Here is a 21,647-nt window from a genome sequence, read left to right on the forward strand (position 1 = left end):
AGCGCTTGCGCGCTTACTTTCGAGTGCGCGCGGCCCTACGTTCTTTGGCGTTGCTCAGATGGCATTCTTTGCAGACCGCTTGAAGCTGCGCGGTTTTATGCGCTTCAAATGTGTAGAGCATTGCAGGGCAGTTTTTAGAGAGCGCGAAGGGCTCTTCTTTCCACCAGTCGAAATTGGAGATGGCTTCATCCAAGTCCTCCTGCGTCATTGTGTCCATAGCATAGCGAGCGATCTCGGCGAACTCAGGACTCACGTGATCTATTTCAGTGGAAGGCGTCTGCCCACATTTCTCACAGACTGGAAATCTGGTTTTTCTCGCTGCGACGATGCTTTGCACCGCGTCGCGTAGGGCTGTCTCAATTATGTCCTCCCGGGTTTTGGGATCCAGGCATTGAGTCCAAGACACCTTGCGCCAATGAGAAGTCAAAAAGAGCCCCTCAAAGTCATAACCGTTAACACCGCTACCAGGCCTGAAGCGCTTTCTGAAGTGAGTTGGGCGCAGTGCGTTGATTGAGCAGTAATAGTGCTTCTGAGCAATGAGATCAGAGATCAACTCGTCCTCGAAGACTTCGTCTATCGCGTACGCCTTCAGCCTTTCCCGGATTTTTTCTCGCAAAGCGGTCTTCGCCAGTCCCGCAAAGAAAATGTCGCCGCGCCCCATTTGCTATCCCTTCTGCATGGTTAAGTAGAGGTGCTCTTAGCTTTCAAAAGTCCCGCAAGCCGTCGCTGAACACCCCGTGCTCTTCCACGTGTTCGCTGTACCCAGCTGTCGCTTCTCGGTTCTCCGCCACCCACGTCTCTTGCTGTTTATCCTTGATAACTTCAGCCAAAGCCTGCTCCAGGGTGCTTGAGAGGTTAATGCCCGATTCGCTGGCTTGGTCGAGCAGGTCGCCGTTAACTAGGAGGCGCAAGTGCTCTCTGGGCGCTTCAGGCTTGTCGGTGGCGGACATCGGCAATCTATCCACGGTTGACGATCACTGTGATGATACTGGGGCGGAAGATTACCAAGACGGCTGCGATGACTGGCGAAAAGAGAAACGTCGAAGAGTATGTACGAGCGCTCGCTTCGGCGCACGGCGTGACGCTTGATGAGGATGCCTATGACCGCTTGGCGCGGGTGCTTACTAAGCTTTCTGACGACAATGTCGAGCTTGATGAACTGGAGCGGCTGCTGGTTGCGCTAAAAAGAAAAGGAGTGATCGCGAAGACCGAGATGCTGATGTTGCAGCTTGAGTATCTTGAGGGCAAACGGGGCTAGCAATGGGAGAAAGGAATGACTGTCTACTGTGATCTCGAAATTGAGTCGGATACCGCACTTGAGTTGCTCCGCTTCCTCCAACTCCATCGAGCTTCGACGCCCGCGCTGGCACCGCTGTTCGATGAGATCGAGCGCCAAGTCACCGATTCGCTTGAGTACGAAGCCCGATTTGTCCCAGGAACACTGCGCAAATCAGAACGCCATTAATCGTAAGGCTCTTAGCCATGCAGCAGCTGCGTAAAGACAACCATTACGTGCCCAAGCTCTATCTGAAGCAGTGGGCGCAAGATGGGCTCATTCCTACCTACCGCTTATTCCCCATGCGAGATTGATTCGGATGGCAGTCCTGCAGGGCGGGGCGTCGATCTCAGCTTCGGCGTGCGGCTCACGGTAATGGCCCCATGGCAGTCAGCTGAGTAAGTCAGGTTGTATATCCCGTTCTTCAAGCCAAAATTTGGATGCTTGTCTTGCTCAATGTCGAGCCAGAGCGAAGCCGTGCGCTTGTGACCTGGGAAGGCATGAGAGAAGAAGAAAATCCAGCCGTTATCTGAGCGCTTGGGGTGCTTCAGGCGATAGTCCTCAAACTGAAAACGCTCGAAGGCTTTGGTGTTGAAGATCACCACCGGCTTGAGACCGCGTTGCGCTGATGCGTCAATGAAGGACTTGAGCGCAATCAAATCCAGTTTGTTAGCAAGCATCAGGGAAAGACGTTTCTCGGGATGGATCCCATCGAAGTCGACCCCACCTAAGCTGGCCTCCATCTCCCATTCACCTGAAGCGTGGTAGTGGCGTATCCAGCCGTACTGCCAGAACGTGGCTGTCTTGCGATAGCTGCAAGCTTGCCCAGGCTTATGGCTCCAATGCCATTCGTAGATATCGCCCTGTTTGGGTGTCAGCTGTTCGTTGCAGCTTGGGCAATGGCCGCTCTCATCGCGCGTTGCGGGGATCCGCCTACCATCTGTGGTGCGTGCTAGATACATTCGTTCGATCCGTCCCTGAGCCGAGTCACCGCACCAATCTATCACCGGTCGCTCAGCCCGGCCTAAACGGGTGTGCCTTGCAAATCATTCCTTCACGAGCGGTATCGCCGGCTTTTGTCTCAGCGTCCTGGCGGCACGGCTATTACCGTCTCCAGTGAAATTCGAAAGTGCAGAGAAACCGCCTGAGTGCGGTATTTATGCCTCTGGTTTTAGCATGGTTACTTCAGCAGTCTAAAAGTTGATAATTCATGTTGGCAATATACGAGATATTATTTTACGAAAATTCAAGGTGGCTAATTATTGGATGGTAAAGCTGCTTCGTTTATTGGCTCAATTATTTAATGACCATTAAAGTGCATATTTTTATTTCGGTACTTTTTGTTGTACGGTTATTGCTTGGGATGAGAGTTCATCTACGGTAGCCGAGGCGAAAATGAGTAAAGTTACAGATGCCACACTTGACCGAATATTCGCGGCAATACAACAAGACACCTCAACAGAAATGGATTCCGAAACACGCGCCGCGCTTGAGCGTCTGATTTGTGTAGCCCAAAGCGATACAGGCCAAAGCCGACATATTGCTGACCTACTCCTTGCCTGGTGGAGCACCAGCGAGAACGGCGGGTTCGACTTCACTTCGTTCTGGAAGATTGATGACAAGCTCGTCACAGACAGCCTCAAGCTGATCATGTGGATCAGCGACAACTGCTGTTACCCAGATGAGCTGGGGTATGGCGAACAGTTCAAGGCGATATGGAAACAGTGGCGCTCTGAGAAAACAGTCTCCTAAGCACCTTGGGCAGCTCTAACCGGTAACGCGATAGCCGCCGTTGGCGTATGGCCGATTCCCGAGAATAGCCGCTCAATACAGAGCCGAGCATGTATCTACTTTCAAGCTTGTTTTTGAGGGCGCTTCGGTAGCGCAATGTAACTCTCTTTATGCCGGCATGACCCTGGCTCCTCTCCCCGGTAGTGAGAGCAGCCCCAAAACTTTTTACCTCCGAAACCCGGTCGAAGAGATAGATCGCCGCCGCTGATCGGGCAGATGGGGATCGGCCATAAACAGGTTTTATTGCTGCAAATTCGGAAGCGCCCTTTGACTGTCATTGGAGAGAAGCAAATGGTGCAAACGCTCTCCGTATGCTCGCATCGGGGATAGTTTGAGCAGCCCATGAACCGCTGGTTCGTCGACCCATTTGTTCGGACTGAAAGCGTGCCCTGCTTGCAGACTGGGCAGTTCAGATTTTGAGCATTCAGTTGGTCTACTGATGTCGGAAACTCATCGCGCTCTAGCTCGTACTCGTTGCCGATCAGCTCATGCAAGAATCGGGAGGCCCTTGCCATATTTGCTACCAAATACACCCGATGCTTCGCTCTGGTGAGTGCCACGTAGAACAGTCGACGCTCCTCTGCGAAAGGGTGTGCTTCTCGCTGTGGCAGTAAGCTGTCAATCAGGGGATGGGTGACCATTTCTGATGGCAGACCGTGCTTACCTTGCCCCATACCAAGCACGATCACGTAGTCAGCCTCTTTACCTTTGGATGCATGAATACTGTCTGTTTTGATGCTCATGTTGGGATATTTGCGCTGCAGCTCTCCCACTTCATTTTTGTCAGGCAGGTCGAATCTGAAGCGAGCAAGAAGGTAGACGCTGGAGCCATGCTCAGCCAGCTGACAGATCCTCTCTAATACCTTGGTGACCGCGCTGAAAGTGGAGTCGGGAGTAGCGAGTAGAGAGACCGCAGGAGCGCTGACGAGCGTATGAGAAGTGATCGACTTTCGGAGTTGCTGCGGATTGACCATTACGAATCTGGACGCAGTGGCGTTGATGCTGCTGTTGAACCGAAAAGTTTTATCCAAGGCAATCGTTTGAGTCGCGCCGAAAAAATTGCTGAAACCAGAGGTCAGCTGAATGTCACTTCCGGCGAATCGGTAGATTGATTGCCAGTCATCGCCCACGCAGAACAGTGAGCCATCCGGCTGCTGACTTCGTAGGGCTTTTACGAGCTTTGCCCTCGGTCGAGAAATGTCTTGGAATTCGTCGACTAAGACAAAGCGCCAAGTGCCCTGGTATTGGCCGGACTCAACGTAGCTTAGGGCCTTGCCAATCATGTCATCGAAGTCGATCAGATCATCGCCAAGGAACTCAGCATAGCTTGCGGAAATCGGTGATAGGAGCTCCAGAGCGCATCGCAGTTGATCTGGCTGGGCGGCTGACGAAATTTTCGCATCAAGCTCCGATGGCGTGAGACTTGATCCCTTTAGGAGCGACAGCAGCTGACTTAGAACAGTCGCAAAGGTGCTTACAGCGCCAAACTCTCGAAGAGTCTCTAGTATCGCCTCTGGCGGCAAGGGCTCGAAAACCACTTGGGCAGCTCGCAGTCGCAGCTCGAGGCATTCCAGTAGATTCCCTTCTTGCTGTTCGTAGTGGAAAGTCTCAATCAGCGTAGTTTTATGTTCCTTGTGAACTGATCGCTTCCACCTCATACCTTCCTTGTATTCAACACTGTTGATGTAGGGTGCAGGATTTCCATCGCGCCCTACGCCAAAATGCTCGATGTAGATTTCATAGTCGGGAAGGAAGAAATCTGGTTTATAAGCGCGGTGGGTGGCTGACCTTTGAATAGGTTGGTAGGTAGCCTCGTACTGATAGTTCACTCCCATGCGAAACAGATAGTTTGCGATCACACATTCCGCAAAGCTTTTTACCTTTTCCCCTTTAAGCGTCCTGATGTCGTTGTCGTCGAGGAATCGGTAGTAATCGCCCAGTGACTTGAAGTCAAAAGGGTTTCGCTCGGGGTACAGCCAGTTGGTGAAGTATTTGAGCAGAAGCGCTCGATATGCTGGCTGCGCCTGGAGGCGTTGAAACTGTTCATTTACAAAGCTCGCCTTTGCCATTGGGTCTTCAGCAAGGTGAGTAATCGAGGGCTTTCTACCTTCTACCTTGGTGAGGATGTGTTGGCCCAGGGCATGAAAGGTGGTGGCCACCACTCCTTTAATACCTAAACGAGCCTCAAGCCTCTCTCTCATTTCCGCTGCTGCTTTATTTCCATAGGCCAGCAGGAGTATTTCTTCTGGTTTGGCTTGGCCACTACGGATCAAAAAGGCAACTCGGCCCATTATCGTGCTGGTCTTCCCGGTGCCCGCACCTGCGAGCACGAGGTTGTTGTCATCATCGATGACGCAAGCCTCACGTTGCTTTGCAGTTAGCGGCATCGTTTCGACCGTCTCAAAGAGGCTGGCGTACCGAGTTAATGCATCAGCTATGTAAGCTTGGCGGGATCTGTGGAGGTAGTCTTGAGGGGCTTTAACCAGAGCCCAGGCAGCGGAGAGAATTTCGATCTGCTCATTGCTCAATACCTCCCGCTCAGGAATAGGGGGCAATGTGGCACCCCAGGCCTGAAGGCTCCTGGTGAGTTCGGCCCACCTCGAGGTGCGGCAATAGCGAGCTTTTTGAATAGACAGATCAAAAGTCGTCAGGGACTTAGTTATTGCATCGACGCGCGGGGAGTACCACCCCTGATTTAGTGCCAGCAGAGCCGATCTAGCTACTTTTTTGCCGGTAAAACGAAGGTAGATATTTTTATTTATAGCTACAGGTACGCTTATTGTGTGGAGCAACCAGCCAAGGCGCAACGTTGGGTGCGATGGGATCTCAAGCCATCGAACTTGAGTGTGAGTTGCCTCTTTCTTCAGGTTCTCCTCTTTCCAAAAATCAAACTCAATATGCTGAGGTGTGAGACGCAAAGTCTTGATGCCGGCAGAAAACCATCGCCCCCAACCGGAGCAATTGAATGAGCTCATCTTTTGAACAACCGTCCCTGTCTTGGCTATAGAAAATAATGGCCATTCAAACAGACTTGGCTTGGTGGGCGCATCAACAAAAATGTCGCCCAAGCTGAACCGATAGAAGCAGTTCGGGACTTGTCGGCGCATAGGCGATTTTTATCGCGGTGAATCGTCCAGATTTCGTAGTGACTGGATGACCACCTCGGGTCGGAGGCCGCACATCGTTACTGGTTGCAATCGGCCGATTCTGTTGAAAAAGTCGGTTTCTGAGAAAGCTACTTTTCGACAGCTCAAAATACGCTCGATTTCGGCGTTGCTACTCAAAAACCAATACAGCTCCGCCTTCTGAGCGAACCAGATGTCAACGTCGCTCACGCTCTTTCATGGGCAAGAATCGCGGCGGGACTTTTTCAACAGAATCGGCCAAAGGGAGCCGTTCAGCGTGGTTGTTAGGAGGTCTTTTCGAAGCAGAGGTCGATTCAATGGGCCAGTCTGAAATCTTGTCTACGACTCGAAGATAGTTGATATATCAAGGCTGTTATTATCTCTGCCGTATGAACTGTCGGTCATCCAGCTGGGGATATAATCAGGTATTGCGTTGGGTAGTGGTACTCCTTCTTTATTGATACTGTGCGAGAGTTTGTTGCAGAGTTTACCCAGTTTAGTTAATCCCATAATTGCGCACAGCTTTTCGATACTTTCTAAACACCGCTGATGCATTATTACGATAAAGTCTCGTTTATGTTTTTGTATCACCACATCACAATAATCCGGGGACATGAACTCCAGATCAAATGGGTCTGTATGATAAGACTCGACATCTTCTAAAACAACACGCTGCCTATACATAACCTGCATTCTATGGTAGTCCCGAATGAGTCGGTCGAGGCTTTTCTCGTCAGGGAACTCTTTGTTAGAGCATGAAAGTAAAGCCGCGAGTTCGTCTCCGAAAAAATCAAAGTCTGACGCAGTGAAGTACATCAGGGCATCTTTCACATAATTAGGTGGAAAGTTTAGTGCTAACAAATTCTCGGCTATAAATTGCCGCTGTTTTTGGTCGAAGCTGGCAAGATAGTTTTCACCTAGGTTTAATGCGATAAAATCTACCAGTATTTTTGGAAGTATCGGGAGTTCAAAGCCAGACCTTCCTATGATCATCATGCTCTCTTCGTCATGTTTCTTTATATAAGTGTTTAAATTAAATTCATGATAAGTTGCTGCGCGCGACGGCGATTCAGCCAAAGCCTCGATGAATATTTTTACGGAGTCTGATTGGTGGTGCTCTATTGCGCCAATCATAAATAATTTGTGTAGTTTCTTTAGCTCAAAAAGATGCATCCCCCCAGAGTGGATGATGGAGGCCGATAAGTATCTGCGCATGCACTTTAAGAAGTGGTTTGTACCTTTGAGGTTGTCGTATTTAAGCGTTAAATAAAAGCACTCATATATATTCTGGGATATTTGGCAGGCATTGAAATCTAAGGGATTTCCGGATTTGGCAATTTTTGACGTATAAAGCCACTGTTGTTGAAATGATCCCTCCTTCGTGATGGCATGATCTTCGAGGAATAAAAGTATCTCAGATAGCTGTTTCGTGGTTAAATTATTTGTGGTAGAAGTCAGCGTATCCAGTCTTCTTTTTCGCCATTCGTCATGTGGTACATCTGGCGCTGGAATAGTCTTGGCTATCAATAAGTTTGGTGTAAGGAGTTTTAGCGCTTCATAGTTTGGTCTTGAATCAACAAAAATTTTGCTTCGCTTGTAATGAATGGCCGAGGCACGTTCCGTTGATTGAGATATTATGAACGAAATCGAGTCTGAATGAGAAAATGGCTTTCCGTTGTTTCCCGTCCACGGCTGGCTCCAGGAAGGAAAGGCTGACCTGATACTATTTCCTTGTAACTGAATCTGTATCCTCAATGCAGTCATAGGAGCATGCTGGTTAGCATATCCGATGATGTGATAATCACCATCTGAAGAGGCCAAATCGCCCGAGCTTTCAATATCTATCGCTTGCAGGGCTTGATCAATGCTGGAGATTATGTCTTCATTGCTAAAGCTCTTTGGAAATAAAGTTTTCCAGAGATATCCGGATTTATAATACGACTCTGGCATTTGAGTTATATTCGCGGCGCTCTTGTTGAATAGAATTCTCGGGAGCTTTACAGTTAGCACCTTATTTTGTAGCTCTCTCACATAGTGCCAGTCTTCGTCGTAAATGGGGTCGAAAGCATCAAGTGGTACTAGCTTTGGATGCCCTTGTAAAAAATTATGAAGTGCCCGATAGGTGTGCAAACCGCCCGCTAAAACACTAACGTCTTCTCGTTGATTTTTTGGTGATGCTCTGTCTATTCGAGTTACAAACTCTCCATCGACGATGTGTTTGAAGGCTCGCTCGTCCAGGGTGTACTCCCCATCTTTTCCTAGCCTCAGTGGAAATTTCATCCTTGCAATGCTCCATTATTGAAAAAGGTGTCGATGGGTTAGAAGTGGATGCGTGCGTGACGATTCGTGCGAGGCTTAAACCTATTTTGTCAGATGCCTAGACCCAACTATTATGGCTTCCCGACGAGTTAGGTCTGTAAATCTGAACTCTAACAACGTATTAGCCACCGTCGGAGTGGCCAGTCATAACTCAAAGCTCTTTGGGACATCGCCCAACACCTAACCAAGTATCAAGTTAGTATTGATGCTGACATGGCTGATAGCATACAACCAAACCGCACTGCTAGTCTGTTACGACAGAGTCGCGGCGCGACCCAGTATGCCAGCAGGAATGACGCGCTGAGGGCAAATTGCCGGTCTATTGTTAGACCTCCTGCTTTTGGCCGAAAGCTGAAGGTAGCGCGCTCTCTTTACATCCTTCACTGATTCCCCCCGGAACAGAGGCTTGGCAGGTTCGAGACCCGCTTCGCGTAAATGAGCCAGGAAGCTGCTGCTGGCCTATTCCTACTTATCGTGAACGACAACTTTGGGTCGATGGCTACGCCCCAAGAATATGAGGATATTATGAAGCTCGTCACTGCTGGTTCAGCATTCAAGGCACATCTCAAGCGCCTCATAACGGGCTACCCGAACATTTCCTTTGGAGTGGCGTGGGCGTCAGCAGGAACAGAACCTTTTGATCTTCTAATTGAGCACAAAGCCAAGGTTAAGATTGGGGTCATCGGTATTCATTTCTATCAGACACATCCCGATGTGTTGGATGCCTTTATTGGCTCTCAATCTGTAAAGTTTGTTCTCCAGCCTAGAGGCGTCTTTCATCCAAAGGTTTATCTCTTCTGGGATGAGAATCGCTGGGAAGCCATCATTGGAAGTGCCAATTTAACCCAGGGTGCAATGAACACAAACACGGAGCTTGGCACTCTTCTCTCTCATGAAGATGGCGATCACCTCCAAGACATACGGGCTCTCCTAGAAAATTATTCCGCCCAAGCGAAGTTTATTACCAAAGATGATGCCCAAAACTACCGTAGTCTCTGGGCGGCCAAAAAACCTGATCGCGAAAGATTATTGGATCAGTACGGTGACAAACCCGCCAAGAAATCAGCAGTTGAGAGTGTTGTCATGGGCATGGACTGGCCTACCTTTCTAACGCGGATTAAGCAGGACAAGACCCACGGCTTTAACGAGCGTCTCACTTTGCTTTATCGAATACAGCGGGAGTTTGCTACCACGCCACACTTCAAGGATATGAGTGAGCAAATCAGAAGAGGTATAGCTGGTATACAAAATACTGCTATAGAAAACTCCGCTTGGTTTGGTTCCATGATTGGGGCAGGAAAATTCAAAAATGTGGTCATCAGTAATCACCCAGCTATATCCAATGCTTTAGACGAAATTCCTCTCACGGGCACCGTTACTAAACTTCAGTACGACGCTTACATTTCTGAGTTCATCACTGCTTTTCCCTATGGAAGGGATGGCATAGGAACTGCGACCAGGCTACTTTCCATGAAGAGGCCGGATCAGTTTCTTTGCGTTGATAGCGCGAATCTCAATAGGCTGTCTAAGGATGTTGGATTTATAAAAAGTAACTTGAGCTATGAACGGTACTGGAACGAAGTTGCTTTGAGGATCATGGATGCCCCTTGGTGGAAATCTCCTCCTCCCAAGAACCCTGAAGACCTAAAGGCCTGGAAGGGAAGAGCAGCCATGCTGGATGCCATCTTCTATGAAGAAAAATGAAACCAGTGCGATGTGTCTAGGAAGTCATGGACGATTCAGGAGGAAGGTTGATTAGAGGGGCACATTGCTCGCAGTGTAATTGCTTGCTGTAGTACATCGTTGAGCTGCAATGTACGTCTCGTATCCGGGGCGGATGATAGTGGCTCTTGATGCACTGAGCCGGAATATCGTGCTGTACCACATAGCAAGGTGTTGATGACATTCTCAATGGCCGCCTTGCTCTGAGTTGGCCCCACTCGGACAGGATGCACCTAGCAAGAGCCCGCCTTTCGACTTTCGAGAACATTTCTATCGGAACGTCGACCTCGAGTACCGTGGGGATTCCAAAGTTTTTTAAGCGCTGCCGGTAGTCCTCATCGCAGTAAACACCAGTCCCAAGATGTGCCGCTAATGCGAGTAGATACTCGCTTCCGTGGATCATGTAATGGCCAAAGTCCCTGACCATTTCTTCGTCGTCCGCCGATAGCCAGATACGGCCCCGTTCAGCCGCTCCGCGATGCTGCATTTTCTGAATTGCACTATCGACATCCTGTCTCGGAACGTCGGAAAAAATCGACCTAAACGTCTCTATTATTCGTTCAGGCCTCTGACCTTGAAGCCCCAGCTCGTGATAGGTGGCTAGACTCTCTGGTCGGCAGCCATGAAATGCTTTCAGATGGCTGTAATACGAGCTCATTTGGTCGGTGAACGCAGCCAGTAAGCGCTCGTGATCCGGCAGCCAGTTCATGACATCCGACCAGCACTCTGGTCTCCGAATCTCTAGTGTCGTGCGAATTTCGGGCGTCAGTAAATTACCTGCATAAACCCGAATCGCGCTCAGCCAAGCGCGCCGATTACGCCAGTCAAGAACCCGTTGAGTCATAGCAACCCCTGTAAAAGTCTCATCAAATTTATGTCGTTAGTCAGCTATGAGTGCCTGTCTAGTCGTGAGCAAAGGCAGGTTGCTCAATCGTCATATATCGCCGAAGCTGCGCCCCTACAGCAGCTACAAGAAGTGGGAACAAGGATGAGCATTGGTGGAGCCGAAGCACGAGTCGCGGTACTGGTTGATTGCGATAACACTAGGCCTGCGATCCTGGAGCATGCGCTACGAATCGCCGCGCAGTTTGGTCGTGTAGTTGTGAGACGTGGCTATGGTAACCACGGAACCCTCACAAAGAACTGGCAGGAGTCGCTTGTGAACCTGGCTTTTTCTCCTTGCCTTCAGTACCAGTATGCAGCTGGCAAGAACACCTCCGACATTGCTCTCGCCCTCGACGCACTTGAAGCCATGTTTGATGGCAGAGCAGACACATTCTGTTTGGTAACAAGCGATTCAGATTTTGCTTATGTGTGCCGCAAACTTCGCGAACGAGGCGCAGTCGTTTACATAGTCGGCGAAGCTAAAAGTCCTGGTGCTTTACGCAATGCATGCGATCAATTCTTCGAATGGGTGCCAGAGGAAAACGCCGCAGCTGTAGTCGCGGGAACACCTCCTGAAGCTAGCCCATCCAAACCAGAGGCGGCGGTGAAAGCTGAAGCGCTGAACCCAGAGCCTCAGCGGCCAGCGATAAAAAGACGTCCTAAATTCATCGTCGACGCGGTTTCGCTTCTTGTGGCAGGTACCTCAGAGGGCAAAGTTCAGCTTGGGGAGCTAGGCCAGTATTTAAAGCGAACCGATCCGGCATTTACTCCCAATACCTATGGGCACTCTGGTCTCCTCAACATGATCAAGACGTACGACCTTTTGGCAACAAGCGAAGAGGCTGGTGGGTGGTTCGTCAGCATGGTTCAAGCGGAAAACCTTGCCCCGCAAAGATAACAGTGATTATTCAGAAGTGACTTACGTGTGTTGCTTCGTGCATGGCTGCCAGTATCAGAGAATTTCAATCTCGTTTTCTTTTAGCCAACCAGCAGCAATGACATTCTGCTTGGCTAGGGCAGGTTGGGGGGTATAGACGACAATCGCCAAGCTCTTTTCGGCCCGACTGCACGTCACGTAGAGCAGCCTACGAGTGCGTGCTAGTGCGTTATCCTTACCCTCTCTTTCATTGTCTCGATCAGTTTTTGTGGGTTCTTTCACGCCCAGCAGTTTGTCGTAGCTAAATAGAAAACCGCCTGCCTCTTCATCGTTGATTACTACCATGACTCGTGGGAACTCCAGTCCCTTTACGCCTTGGTGCGTACCGTAGGGTGAAAGGCCATTCGCATAGCTTGCAAAGGCTGCTAGCTCCGAGAATGGCCGCTGAAGGAAAAGCTGGTAGGCGTAGCTGGTCAGCGCATTCGTATCTTCCGGATCCGGAGCTTCGCTCGGAGCTTCCAAAACCATCGCTCCTACAAGACTTTCAGGGACTTCAAGCAACTGCGTTTGCAACAGAAGCGCTGCAACATTGCTTAGTGTTGGATCGTTACTCTCAAAAAGAGAGAGCAGGGTATGCGTCGCATCCTGGACACGTTGCATGTGCGCTAACTGATCCCCGGTTGATTGCATTGCCTCCTTACTTAGCAGCGGAGAGCGGGAACGTACGGCTTCCAACAGAAGGAAGTGATCATCCTTTGCGGCAAGGATGGGAAGAACGCCTTCGCTGAATACGCGAAGTGCAGGCAGGGTTCCATCCAGCAAACCAGTTTGAAGATGCTCTACTGCATATAGTGGGGCGAACAGCTTTTCGAATCCCATCCTCCGACCAGCCATCTTATGTTCGAGGATCAAGGTTTTTCGGCCTTCAGGGCCGGTTGCCCAACTCCCGTCATGAGTGATGCTGGCCATCGTCTGGGCGATGTCGTCCTCAATGTTGGGCGCTTGCTCTTGGCTTTGACCAATGCAGAACATGCGCACCACACCCTCAATTGCATCGGGCTTTGGATCCTGCTGATGGTCATCTGCAGAGCTACGGATCACATTGATGAGCTCTACAACTCTACGAGGGCAGCGACGATTAACTACCTTTTCAGGTTTCAGCCAGTCACCCGGTATTGCTTTATCAAGGCGTGTTACTCCATGGCCGTATATCTGTTGCATTGTGTCGCCTAGTAGCCCCAAGCAGAACCGTGTCTGCGCCAATTGCTGGACTCTCAGGAACGCTTCCATCACCGGCGCGTGGGTGTCTTGGCTTTCGTCGATCAATACAACGGGGTACCGGTCTACAATCACATCAAGCAGAGGGCGCTCAGAAGCGAATGCCGCAGTAATCTTGATGACCTCATCGTGATTGAGTGCTTGCCGCTCTCTGTTGTCACCTGTGGGGCTGTAGATGAACTTCGTGATGTCGTCGAGAGCCACTAGCCTGCGTGTTTTTCTTTGCAGCTTTCGTTTGTTGCCTCGAGAGGTTTTATTGTCACCTTTCGAGCGTGCTAGCTCGCCTTCAATCTTCACGATGTCTTGGGCTAGCTTGATTCTTAGCCATTCTCGGATCTCGTTGTCGAATCCCTGAATTAGTCGCCAGGCGAACGCGTGAATGGTCGAGACTTCTACTAGAGGATCAAACTCCAGCCTCCGAAGAATCTCGTCGCAGGCGGCGTTCGTGTAGGTTATCACCGCAATGCGCCGGCCCTCGAACGTCAGCCGCTCTCGCTCGCGGTTTTTGAGCTCGCGGATTGCCTCTACAAGTGAGTGGGTTTTTCCTGAGCCAGCACCTGCGTAAAGGAAGAAGCTCTTTGGGTCTTTGAGGTTCAGGCAGGCCTGCATAATGGTGTCGGCATCTGCAACAGCTGCTTCGCTCATGGCGTCACCTCCGCGACCTCGTGCGGAATTACCAGAAGCTCCTTCTGTTTGCTTCGCAATTTGGACTCAAGCCAGGTGAGACCTTCACTGATGTATTCAGGGATTTCGAGGCTGCGAAAGTTTTTGTCGCCCAAAACGAGTAACACAAACTCTGCCTTCTTGCCTTCGCGTAATTCGTTGAAAAAACCTTCCCCGACGGCTTCCGATGTTTGCGCTTCATTCAAGACTTTTACGAAAGCTTTCATCAGACCAGTGCCGCCTGTCTTCGCCGCAAAGTGACCAGCGTTGCTGAGCACAAAGCTGTCTTCAAAGGTATTTGGAAGAGCTTGAATTACTTCTCCAGTAGTGGGTAGGTGGGTGGTAACAGGCGTTTGATAGGCGATGCGTACGGAGTACAGGTCGTCAATCTGATGCTCTTTTTGGATCGCCGGCAGCTCAAGCAACTCATCCACTGTGCTGCCCAGATGCATCAGTTTCATCCAGCTCCGCAATGTCGGATTGTTCGTAATTTGCTCTGCGTTTCTTTGCACCGGTTTTGCGGCTTTATTAAGCCCTGCATCGAGGTCTGTGATTACCAGGGTGAGGATGCCAAGCGCGTCGATCAAAGGCCTTAGTCGGTGCGCATGACTGCCACCGATATCGAGGGTTGTGATGTAGCAGCGGTCAAGGAAGGGAAACTTATTCCGCAAAAAATGCGGCAACATCATCCGTTCTGCTGAACCCTCTACCAAAATGACAGCATCTGCGAAGAATATGTCTGCGTGCTGTGCCCGCAGATACCTGGTTACGAACTCCTTCGTCTTTGTTCCACCGCCGAACACGTTAGAGAGATTAGAGACCGTCGACACAGGTACGCCGATGCCATACATCCCTGCTGGGAGTCGTCTGAAATACCTAAGGGTTTGGTACTCCACTTCATGAGTTACATGGCTGGAGTGGGTGCTCACCAACAGCTGAGTCTTCAGATTTGGGTAGCGCTCAAGCAAAGCGTCGCGGCATAGCACTTGGTACGCGTGCCGCACAAACACTTGTTGCACTTGAACATGAAGGTGGGCTTCAGGCTCTTCAATGAGCACGAGGTGGATGGGCTCGATGCGGTCTATTGCTTCCGGACTAGCGGCCCTGGTTTTTCTTAGCCACTCATCCCTAAAACCCATCAGGCGGAATATCATATATATCAGGTTTTGATATCCCAGTCCGTTAGAGGTTTCTGGGAGATGAAGGGGCGGGGCTCCTGGGGCACCCTGAATTGAATCCAACTCAAACAGAACAGCCGCTTCATGGTTCATGCCGTCAGTTGCTGCCAGCCGACTTGCGACTTTGATGCGTGGGTCATTGCGACCGGGATAGCCCAACCCCTCAACTTCTCTAATAGCAGATTCGAAGCTGCTGCTTAGCCTGGTATCGAATGCCGACTGGGCTGCTTCAATTGCTCGCAACGCTTCAAGATCTGAAATATCGGGGCTGTCACCTGGATCAAGATGTCTGGAGTAATAGGATCTGAGTTGTTCCGAAAGTTTCCGAGCTCCGCTGGGTTTGGGATTGTCGCCTTGATTGTCGTCCGAATGGTCGCCAAATCCCCGCTGTGCATTGATCTCATGTACCCGAATTAGTCCGCTGAGGGGATTGCTTTCCAGGGGTAGGGCAGTAGGGCTCAACAGCTGCATTTGAGCCATTCGAGACGACTTATCAGGCTTTTGAAGTTGATGCGGATCTAGGCGGTACCAACGAACCTTGAATTTGTCTCCCAGTCGACGGTTCAAGTAATCATGAAGGCTCTGCGGCCATAGCGTCAGCGGGCTGCCAGGTGGGTCTTCGCGGCCTAGCGCTTCTTGAAGCTCTTCGACCCTTGCGCGTTCCTTGCGATAGTCCGTGTACAGGGCATTCATATCATCCGGTTCAAGCAGGAAACGCATTCCCACAAGCCCCCCGCGCCACGCAAAGCTGGGTATGAGATCGCGAATGTAGTGGAACTCTCCTTGGTCTGCCGACACCCAGATATCCAGGCTAGGGAGCCAATCAGCCCAGTCCTTGGCTGTAGGCATTTCAAAGTTTGCTGGTGGGTTCTCCCACTCCTTACCAATCCCGTCCAGCTTCGTTAGATGACACAGGGTCAGATCTTGGAGTCGAAACGCGGATGCCTTCGAAACCAAAAATCTCCTCAGGGCCAGCATGGCGGAAGATTTGCCGCTGTTGTTTGCACCTACGAGCAACGTGGTCTCGTCGGCAAAATCAATACGCACAGAAAGCAGCTTTCTGAAATTTGATATCTCTACGTGCTGGATGCGCATGGATCGTCCTTGAAGGCGTGGGGTGTCAATTTGCTATCAATGTAGCTAGCTGCTCTGGACAAGCCAATGAAAGAATCAGGAGGAGGGTGAACCGCCCCGGTTTTCCTGGGGATCTCGAAGCCTCAAAAGGAGGCAAGCTCAGGCAAGGTTTGTTCAGTCCGTTTTTGGCCGCTAGCGGTATGTCATCAAGACAAGAACACAGATAGCGGCTTGTTCGATTTAGACTTGATGACACCTCTTCTGCATGTGTGCGTATATTCGGTTGGTCTCATAGTCATCTGGCATCCCATCTTGAACAGACTTTTCCGATGCTTGGCCCGAGCGGCCTCATTTCTGAAACGCATGGTTTTCATTGCGTTGTCCTTGGCCGTTCTTTACTACGGTTTACGCACCAGTTATCGCCTGCTCGATGACGCCATGATTGAAAGCAGCGACTTCGTTACGCTGGTCATAACGGTCGTTGTCTCAAGCTTTGTCCTGGCCTTCCTAGGCGAGCTTACCGAAGTGTCTATTGGGGGCTACGTCATCAAGCTTCGAGAGGCAAAGCATGAGGCTGAGGTGACTATCAGCCAATTGCGCACGCTGCTGGTTGCCACATTCGAACCCCAGTTGGAAATGGCTATGCAGGTGGGCGGCGGATTTAGTGATGCTCGCGGGGCAAGAGATCAGCGAGTTGACCGTTTTTCACAGCTGCTTGAGTCCATTGAGAAAGCAGGCGCGACAGAGTCTCTAAAGCCGAAAATACGAGAAAAAGCCACGATCCTTGCCAAGTTCCAGTACAACCGGATCGCCGGCCTCACCAAGGCAGAGTCCATTCGATTTGAGCCTGACGCCCCTCTACCCACACCAGCAGAAACGAAAGCGGGAATGTTCAAAGAGGCGGCCCTGAGCACAGTGGCTGACGTGTACGGCGTAAGCTCTACGAAAATGCAGGAGTTGGCCGACGACTCCTTAGCTGCCTACACCAAGCTCTATGAGATCGCACACCTATAGCGAGCAGATGCAATGCTGCTAGGTGGGCTCTAACTGACTTTTTAGGAGGGCGGACAAATTGATTAGATAGGCTGGGCAGTAGAGAGGGCCAGGAGTGCCATGGCTTAGAAGATTTCGATTCGCTCAGTCATGGATTCCGTAGTGAGCCTTTGCGGCTGCTACAAGTTCAGCCGAGGAAAGACGGCCCTTCACATAGTCAGCCAGTTTCGAGGACATGAAAGAGCTCATTCGAGCGCCCGAAAGGTTGTTGGTGGCATGGACATGTGCCACGTGGGAGCGACGTTGAGTTTCTTCGAGCACCGGCATCATTTAGATCACCAAAAAGGGTAAGCGGACTTTATACGGGTAGACGCTTCAGCAACAAGATCTATGGCTGGACGAAGACCAGCAGCTTCACCAAGCCTAGCCTCGGACGCCTATAACCTCGTCCCAGCGCGTGGTGTATCGCGGGCTCAGCATTTCTCGACGCATAGCCCAAACCGGTGCCGCCGGCACCCGGCCAATGTGCACCATGCCTCTTCCTTCTCGCTTGTTAATTTGGTCGACAACCTCCATCAGCCGCTCGGATCCTGGGCGTGGTTTGGGTGCAAATAGATCCGGTGTCAGCTCACCCCGCTGGCTCAGATCCATCAGCAAAATGGAGCACTTAGAAAAGCGATAACCCGGTCGATAAATCTGGCTTAAGCCGCGTTGTGCGAGCGCCAGAATTTCGCGCGTGTCGTCTGTAGGTGCTGGCAAAGCCAGGGTCACAGCATTGGCATAACGCGGGCCATCTAGCTCCGCGAGCTGGGTCTGCAGGCCAACCTGGATGGTGCTGCAAAGCGATGCTTGGGTGCGCAGTTTCTCTGCTGCCCGGCTCACGTATGCAGCCAGCGCTTCACGGATCGGTGGCAGCTCTGTTTGGCGCACCCCAAACATTTTGCTGGAGCAAATGGCTTCCTTCGGCGGCGGCCCATGGTGAAAACCAATGCAACTCACACCACGCAATTCACGCGCAGTGCGCTCCATCGTGATGCCAAAGGTTTTTCGCAATGTACCGACATCGAACTGCGACAAATCCCAGGCGGTAGATATGTTCAGGGCCGCCAACTTGGCAGCCGAGCGATGCCCCACCCCCCATACCTCGGACACCGGAGCCAAGCGAAGCAATTTCTCCTGGCGGACAGGGTCAGTCAGATCGAGCACACCACCAGTGCCTCGCCACCTCTTCGCGGCCCAGTTGGCGAGCTTGGCGAGGGTTTTGGTACTACTGATCCCTACCCCGACCGGCATGCCAATTTCACGCGCTAGGCGCTCGCGAATGCTTCGGCCTAGCTCTGCTGGGTTAGTAACACCGGTCATGTCTCCCCATGCTTCATCGATGGAGTACACCTCGATGCCTGGCAGCATCTCGGCCATTACTCGCATCACTCGATTGCTGATGTCCGCATAGAGGGTGTAGTTGCTGGAGCATGCCACCACCCCCTGGCGACGAATCTCATCACGCACCTTGTAGTAAGCGGCACCCATACCGATTCCCAGGGCTTTGGCCTCGGCTGAACGGGCGATTACGCAACCGTCATTGTTCGACAGCACCACGACAGGCCGACGCTTTAAAGCTGGCTGACAGATGCGCTCACAGGAGCAATAGAATGAGTTGCAGTCGATCAGCACGAACACACGGGCAGTAGTCATGGCGCAACACGGCTTACCACCCACGACACGACACCCCAGACCTCAACGATCTCCCCGCCATCCAGCTGTACGTCCGGAACGATGGGGTCGGCTGCCTTCAGCCAGCGGCCTCCGAACAAGTCACGCTGAATCAGCCGCACCCGGTAGCCATCGCCACCAAGGTCTACCACCACCAGCATGTCGTCCAGGTGACTGGCCGCCCGGTTCACGATCAGTCGATCCCCCGGAAAGATACCGAAGCCGACCAAGCTATCGTCCAGTACCTGCACACCCCACATGTGCGGAGCACCAAGGCCAGTGAGACGGTCGAGAGAAAGGCCTTCCTCCTTTTCGTCCTCGGCAGGTGACTGAAATCCGGTGATGCGCAGGTCGGTGGCTACGTCGGTGAGCAGGCGTTCTCGCAAGCGCTCACCACGAGCAAGAATGGAAAGAGACATCTGAGCACTTCCGCAAAATATGTATATGCATACAGTATTCGAGAAGACTAGGATTCGGTCAACCAAAGACCAGGACAACACCGACAGGAGGTGCCGTCCGGCGATCAGGCGTCGATCAGCTCATCGCGGAGGATCAGTACCTGCTTGGGTGCGTCAATGCTGATACGCACCTGGCTGTGGCCCTGGATAGCGCCCACATGCACGGTGATCCCATCGCGTAACAGCTGCTTGAGGAGCTTCTCGGTGTCCACGCCGGGGTCGATGGTCAGGCGGATCATCTCGCCTTCTCGGCGAGTGACAGTCAGATATCCCATGAGGCAAGTCCTTTGCTGATTGGGTGAGTGCGCATCCTGCACAGCTAGTCTAGAACAAGGTGGCGCGCAGCGTGAGGAGCGAGATATGTGCGGAGGAGTAGAAGCCCGAGAGGCGGACAAGATATGGAAGATTTACTTCCCGAACCCTAAGGCGGCCCTCCCTGTGATGCTGGAAGATAGCGGCCAGCTGGATTGGATCACGTGGGGCCGGCGCAAGGAGCAGCAAGGCTATGAGCCCCAGGGCGGCTGGGCGAAGCTCAGCACGGTGCAGGCAGGTGGCTGGGATAAATACAGGCCCCGCCGTGGCTTCGGCATGGTGCAGCGTTTCATGGAGAAGGAAGGTCAGCCAGGCGAGAAGGGGCGTGTATCACACTGGTTCGATGTGCCAGAGGATTGTGCGCTGGAGTGCCTAGTGATTGGTGAGGGCGAGCAACAGCGGGTCTATGTGGTAACCACCGAGCCGCCAGTGGAGTACGCCTGGATCCATGACCGATGGCCTCTGCTTGTAGAGCTTCCAGTTGCATCCCTAACGGTATCGCCCACCGAAGGGCTCACTGTTCGGAGCGCTAGACGGGGTAAAGGAGCCTGACATAAGCCAGGCTCCTAAAGGCATCAATCTGCTGCCTCTCGGTCGTAGTGCGCTTTGATTTCCGCAAGTGCACCCTCGCTAAAGGCGGCTGTGGCGGCCAGAATCTCAGAGCTTGCGATGTCCGGGTCTCCAGCCACATCACCTACCTCAGTTATCCCTACGGATAGCTGGACGGCAACGTCGTCACTAGGAATAGCCAGAATTGCCGAACGATCTCCAATAGGTGAAGCCAAAGTCGCTCCCTCTGGCTTAGAGACGACCTTTCCTCCGAGCGGAACGTCCTTAACGGTCAACGTTGCGGTGCCGATATCGCGGAGCTTGATGTCGTTTTCTGGTAGCGTCACCACGGCTGTTCCGGTGACCGCTACGGAAATATTGATCTTCCCTTTTTCGCGCCCCAGTAGGCTGCAATCCCCTGTGCACTTGGTAAGGGAGATGCTGTTTTTGGCCATGGCGTAAATAGGCACAAGCTGCAACGTATTCAGCTTCTTTTCAACCTTCATCACGACAAGGACGTTGGGCTTTGGATCCGGCCTTGTATCAGCGCCATCTGCATCTTTTCCGGTGGGTGAAACCCCACTGCCATCGGCATGCAGCTCAATAGAGGGGCCACGGTAAGCAATGAGGCAATTAGCCGCTTTCAGATCTTTGCCTGTTACTACCGACTTGAACGCCGTCGATTTCGATGACTGGGCTTTGATTTTCTTCACGTAGTCCGCTGCCGCTTTGCCAGCCGCATCAATAACGACACGCGCAGCAATTGGGGCCCAAATAGCCGCAGATGCAGCGGCTATCGCTTTTGGAGGAGCGCAAACGTTAGCGACTTCCGAGTCGACAAGTATTGGACTCTTGTCGTCGCTTGCCGTTGGCCAGACTGGGTAGATCCCCTGCGTACCACCCACAAGTTGGAGGATTCCCACATCTGTTTTTGGTGCTGTGGGTTCAATCTTCGTGGTGGTGAGAATTTTCATGGTCTCACAGCCCGTTAGTGGTAACAGCGCGAAAAGTAGAACGATCAATCTCATGGGAAGCACTCCTTGCTGGTATCTAGGAGTCCTGAGAGTAGATTCTATGGAGGCTATGTGCCATCCAGCTCGGATTAGCTCTCTTTGTGGACGCTTTCCATGTCTATAGGCATTCGTCTCGAGCTACTGCTCATGCTTGTAGGCATGAGTCCGACCTCAAAAGCGGGCTCACATCCCAAGCTCGAGCTCCAACTTAATCTTCAGCAACTCATGCGGGACAAGTGCAGCGGGCAAGTCTGCCAGGAGGGAGAGTCCTAGTGGTTTGCGGAGATGTAGCAGTGCACGAAAATGCTCGCGGTTCATGTTGCGAAGTGTCCCAAGCGATGAGGGGGCTCCAGCTTCCATTTCGCTCAGCAGGAGCCCTACAAGTTGTGCTAACCCTTCCGCACTCACTAGAGAGGGGAGC

The 21,647-nt window shown here is 51.8% G+C and carries 19 protein-coding genes; 7 read left to right on the forward strand and 12 right to left on the reverse strand.

Going from position 1 to position 21,647, the window contains the following annotated elements:
* Window positions 1-13: 13 nt before the first annotated feature.
* Window positions 14-661, reverse strand: coding sequence for a hypothetical protein (locus tag AACY13_RS10435; protein ID WP_339461283.1), 648 nt, complete (start codon window positions 659-661; stop codon window positions 14-16).
* Window positions 662-704: 43 nt separating this feature from the next.
* Window positions 705-950 (reverse strand): type II toxin-antitoxin system CcdA family antitoxin, encoded by a 246-nt coding sequence (locus tag AACY13_RS10440; RefSeq protein WP_339461284.1) that lies wholly within the window; start codon window positions 948-950, stop codon window positions 705-707.
* A 68-nt stretch (window positions 951-1,018) separates the two neighbouring features.
* On the opposite strand from AACY13_RS10440, the gene AACY13_RS10445 reads away from it, so the two are divergent.
* Both AACY13_RS10445 and AACY13_RS10450 read left to right on the forward strand, forming a co-directional pair.
* Window positions 1,019-1,258: a hypothetical protein gene (locus tag AACY13_RS10445; protein WP_339461286.1), complete on the forward strand. Its 240-nt coding sequence runs from the start codon at window positions 1,019-1,021 to the stop codon at window positions 1,256-1,258.
* 15 nt (window positions 1,259-1,273) lie between these two features.
* The gene (locus AACY13_RS10450; protein WP_339461288.1) at window positions 1,274-1,465 is read left to right on the forward strand and encodes a hypothetical protein; all 192 of its coding nucleotides are present in this window, start codon (window positions 1,274-1,276) and stop codon (window positions 1,463-1,465) included.
* Window positions 1,466-1,569: 104 nt separating this feature from the next.
* Here AACY13_RS10450 and AACY13_RS10455 read toward each other — a convergent pair whose 3' ends face one another.
* Window positions 1,570-2,238, reverse strand: a complete 669-nt coding sequence (locus tag AACY13_RS10455) for a competence protein CoiA family protein (protein ID WP_339461290.1) — start codon at window positions 2,236-2,238, stop codon at window positions 1,570-1,572.
* Window positions 2,239-2,671: 433 nt separating this feature from the next.
* Between AACY13_RS10455 and AACY13_RS10460 the strand changes: the two genes are divergently transcribed.
* The gene (locus AACY13_RS10460) at window positions 2,672-3,028 is read left to right on the forward strand and encodes a DUF7673 family protein (protein WP_339461291.1); all 357 of its coding nucleotides are present in this window, start codon (window positions 2,672-2,674) and stop codon (window positions 3,026-3,028) included.
* 101 nt (window positions 3,029-3,129) lie between these two features.
* Here AACY13_RS10460 and AACY13_RS10465 read toward each other — a convergent pair whose 3' ends face one another.
* Window positions 3,130-6,174, reverse strand: a complete 3,045-nt coding sequence (locus tag AACY13_RS10465) for a UvrD-helicase domain-containing protein (protein ID WP_339461292.1) — start codon at window positions 6,172-6,174, stop codon at window positions 3,130-3,132.
* 357 nt (window positions 6,175-6,531) lie between these two features.
* Window positions 6,532-8,472, reverse strand: a complete 1,941-nt coding sequence (locus AACY13_RS10470; protein WP_339461293.1) for a hypothetical protein — start codon at window positions 8,470-8,472, stop codon at window positions 6,532-6,534.
* A 474-nt stretch (window positions 8,473-8,946) separates the two neighbouring features.
* On the opposite strand from AACY13_RS10470, the gene AACY13_RS10475 reads away from it, so the two are divergent.
* A complete protein-coding gene (locus AACY13_RS10475; protein ID WP_339461294.1) occupies window positions 8,947-10,215 on the forward strand; it encodes a phospholipase D family protein in 1,269 nt (422 codons plus the stop codon).
* 1,006 nt (window positions 10,216-11,221) lie between these two features.
* Window positions 11,222-12,016, forward strand: a complete 795-nt coding sequence (locus AACY13_RS10480; protein WP_339461805.1) for an NYN domain-containing protein — start codon at window positions 11,222-11,224, stop codon at window positions 12,014-12,016.
* Between the two features lie 54 nt (window positions 12,017-12,070).
* Here the strand turns inward: AACY13_RS10480 and AACY13_RS10485 are convergent, their stop codons facing one another.
* Together AACY13_RS10485 and AACY13_RS10490 are read right to left on the reverse strand one after the other, a co-directional pair.
* Window positions 12,071-13,918, reverse strand: a complete 1,848-nt coding sequence (locus AACY13_RS10485; protein WP_339461295.1) for a UvrD-helicase domain-containing protein — start codon at window positions 13,916-13,918, stop codon at window positions 12,071-12,073.
* Window positions 13,915-16,209: an AAA family ATPase gene (locus AACY13_RS10490; RefSeq protein WP_339461297.1), complete on the reverse strand. Its 2,295-nt coding sequence runs from the start codon at window positions 16,207-16,209 to the stop codon at window positions 13,915-13,917. The genes AACY13_RS10485 and AACY13_RS10490 overlap by 4 nt, the downstream gene beginning before the upstream one ends.
* Before the next feature lie 363 nt (window positions 16,210-16,572).
* Here AACY13_RS10490 and AACY13_RS10495 point away from each other — a divergent pair, with 363 nt between their 5' ends.
* Window positions 16,573-17,202, forward strand: coding sequence for a hypothetical protein (locus AACY13_RS10495; protein WP_339461298.1), 630 nt, complete (start codon window positions 16,573-16,575; stop codon window positions 17,200-17,202).
* A 123-nt stretch (window positions 17,203-17,325) separates the two neighbouring features.
* Here the strand turns inward: AACY13_RS10495 and AACY13_RS22690 are convergent, their stop codons facing one another.
* From AACY13_RS22690 to AACY13_RS10510, 4 genes are all read right to left on the reverse strand, one after another.
* Window positions 17,326-17,511, reverse strand: a complete 186-nt coding sequence (locus tag AACY13_RS22690) for an antitoxin VbhA family protein (RefSeq protein WP_445262561.1) — start codon at window positions 17,509-17,511, stop codon at window positions 17,326-17,328.
* Window positions 17,512-17,604: 93 nt separating this feature from the next.
* A complete protein-coding gene (umuC, locus tag AACY13_RS10500) occupies window positions 17,605-18,876 on the reverse strand; it encodes a translesion error-prone DNA polymerase V subunit UmuC (RefSeq protein ID WP_339461300.1) in 1,272 nt (423 codons plus the stop codon).
* Window positions 18,873-19,313, reverse strand: coding sequence for a LexA family protein (locus AACY13_RS10505; protein WP_339461302.1), 441 nt, complete (start codon window positions 19,311-19,313; stop codon window positions 18,873-18,875). The genes umuC and AACY13_RS10505 overlap by 4 nt, the downstream gene beginning before the upstream one ends.
* 104 nt (window positions 19,314-19,417) lie before the next feature.
* Entirely contained in the window at window positions 19,418-19,627 is a 210-nt protein-coding gene (locus tag AACY13_RS10510) for a carbon storage regulator (protein WP_339461303.1), read from the reverse strand.
* Window positions 19,628-19,790: 163 nt separating this feature from the next.
* Here AACY13_RS10510 and AACY13_RS10515 point away from each other — a divergent pair, with 163 nt between their 5' ends.
* Window positions 19,791-20,216 (forward strand): hypothetical protein, encoded by a 426-nt coding sequence (locus AACY13_RS10515; protein WP_339461304.1) that lies wholly within the window; start codon window positions 19,791-19,793, stop codon window positions 20,214-20,216.
* Window positions 20,217-20,239: 23 nt separating this feature from the next.
* Here the strand turns inward: AACY13_RS10515 and AACY13_RS10520 are convergent, their stop codons facing one another.
* Window positions 20,240-21,241: a hypothetical protein gene (locus tag AACY13_RS10520; RefSeq protein WP_339461305.1), complete on the reverse strand. Its 1,002-nt coding sequence runs from the start codon at window positions 21,239-21,241 to the stop codon at window positions 20,240-20,242.
* Between the last annotated feature and the right edge of the window lie 406 nt (window positions 21,242-21,647).

This window comes from Pseudomonas sp. EA_105y_Pfl2_R69 (assembly GCF_963970915.1).
Lineage (GTDB): Bacteria > Pseudomonadota > Gammaproteobacteria > Pseudomonadales > Pseudomonadaceae > Aquipseudomonas.

Excerpts from the sequence above, each read along its gene's own strand:
- AACY13_RS10510 (WP_339461303.1), bottom strand. The coding sequence starts at position 19,627 with ATGGGATATCTGACTGTCACTCGCCGAGAAGGCGAGATGATCCGCCTG.
- umuC (WP_339461300.1), bottom strand. The coding sequence starts at position 18,876 with ATGACTACTGCCCGTGTGTTCGTGCTGATCGACTGCAACTCATTCTAT.
- AACY13_RS10450 (WP_339461288.1), top strand. The coding sequence starts at position 1,274 with ATGACTGTCTACTGTGATCTCGAAATTGAGTCGGATACCGCACTTGAG.
- AACY13_RS10520 (WP_339461305.1), bottom strand. The coding sequence starts at position 21,241 with ATGAGATTGATCGTTCTACTTTTCGCGCTGTTACCACTAACGGGCTGT.
- AACY13_RS10455 (WP_339461290.1), bottom strand. The coding sequence starts at position 2,238 with ATGTATCTAGCACGCACCACAGATGGTAGGCGGATCCCCGCAACGCGC.
- AACY13_RS22690 (WP_445262561.1), bottom strand. The coding sequence starts at position 17,511 with ATGATGCCGGTGCTCGAAGAAACTCAACGTCGCTCCCACGTGGCACAT.
- AACY13_RS10490 (WP_339461297.1), bottom strand. The coding sequence starts at position 16,209 with ATGCGCATCCAGCACGTAGAGATATCAAATTTCAGAAAGCTGCTTTCT.
- AACY13_RS10460 (WP_339461291.1), top strand. The coding sequence starts at position 2,672 with ATGAGTAAAGTTACAGATGCCACACTTGACCGAATATTCGCGGCAATA.
- AACY13_RS10465 (WP_339461292.1), bottom strand. The coding sequence starts at position 6,174 with ATGCGCCGACAAGTCCCGAACTGCTTCTATCGGTTCAGCTTGGGCGAC.
- AACY13_RS10435 (WP_339461283.1), bottom strand. The coding sequence starts at position 661 with ATGGGGCGCGGCGACATTTTCTTTGCGGGACTGGCGAAGACCGCTTTG.
- AACY13_RS10485 (WP_339461295.1), bottom strand. The coding sequence starts at position 13,918 with ATGAGCGAAGCAGCTGTTGCAGATGCCGACACCATTATGCAGGCCTGC.
- AACY13_RS10445 (WP_339461286.1), top strand. The coding sequence starts at position 1,019 with ATGACTGGCGAAAAGAGAAACGTCGAAGAGTATGTACGAGCGCTCGCT.
- AACY13_RS10440 (WP_339461284.1), bottom strand. The coding sequence starts at position 950 with ATGTCCGCCACCGACAAGCCTGAAGCGCCCAGAGAGCACTTGCGCCTC.
- AACY13_RS10475 (WP_339461294.1), top strand. The coding sequence starts at position 8,947 with ATGAGCCAGGAAGCTGCTGCTGGCCTATTCCTACTTATCGTGAACGAC.
- AACY13_RS10505 (WP_339461302.1), bottom strand. The coding sequence starts at position 19,313 with ATGTCTCTTTCCATTCTTGCTCGTGGTGAGCGCTTGCGAGAACGCCTG.
- AACY13_RS10470 (WP_339461293.1), bottom strand. The coding sequence starts at position 8,472 with ATGAAATTTCCACTGAGGCTAGGAAAAGATGGGGAGTACACCCTGGAC.
- AACY13_RS10480 (WP_339461805.1), top strand. The coding sequence starts at position 11,222 with ATGAGCATTGGTGGAGCCGAAGCACGAGTCGCGGTACTGGTTGATTGC.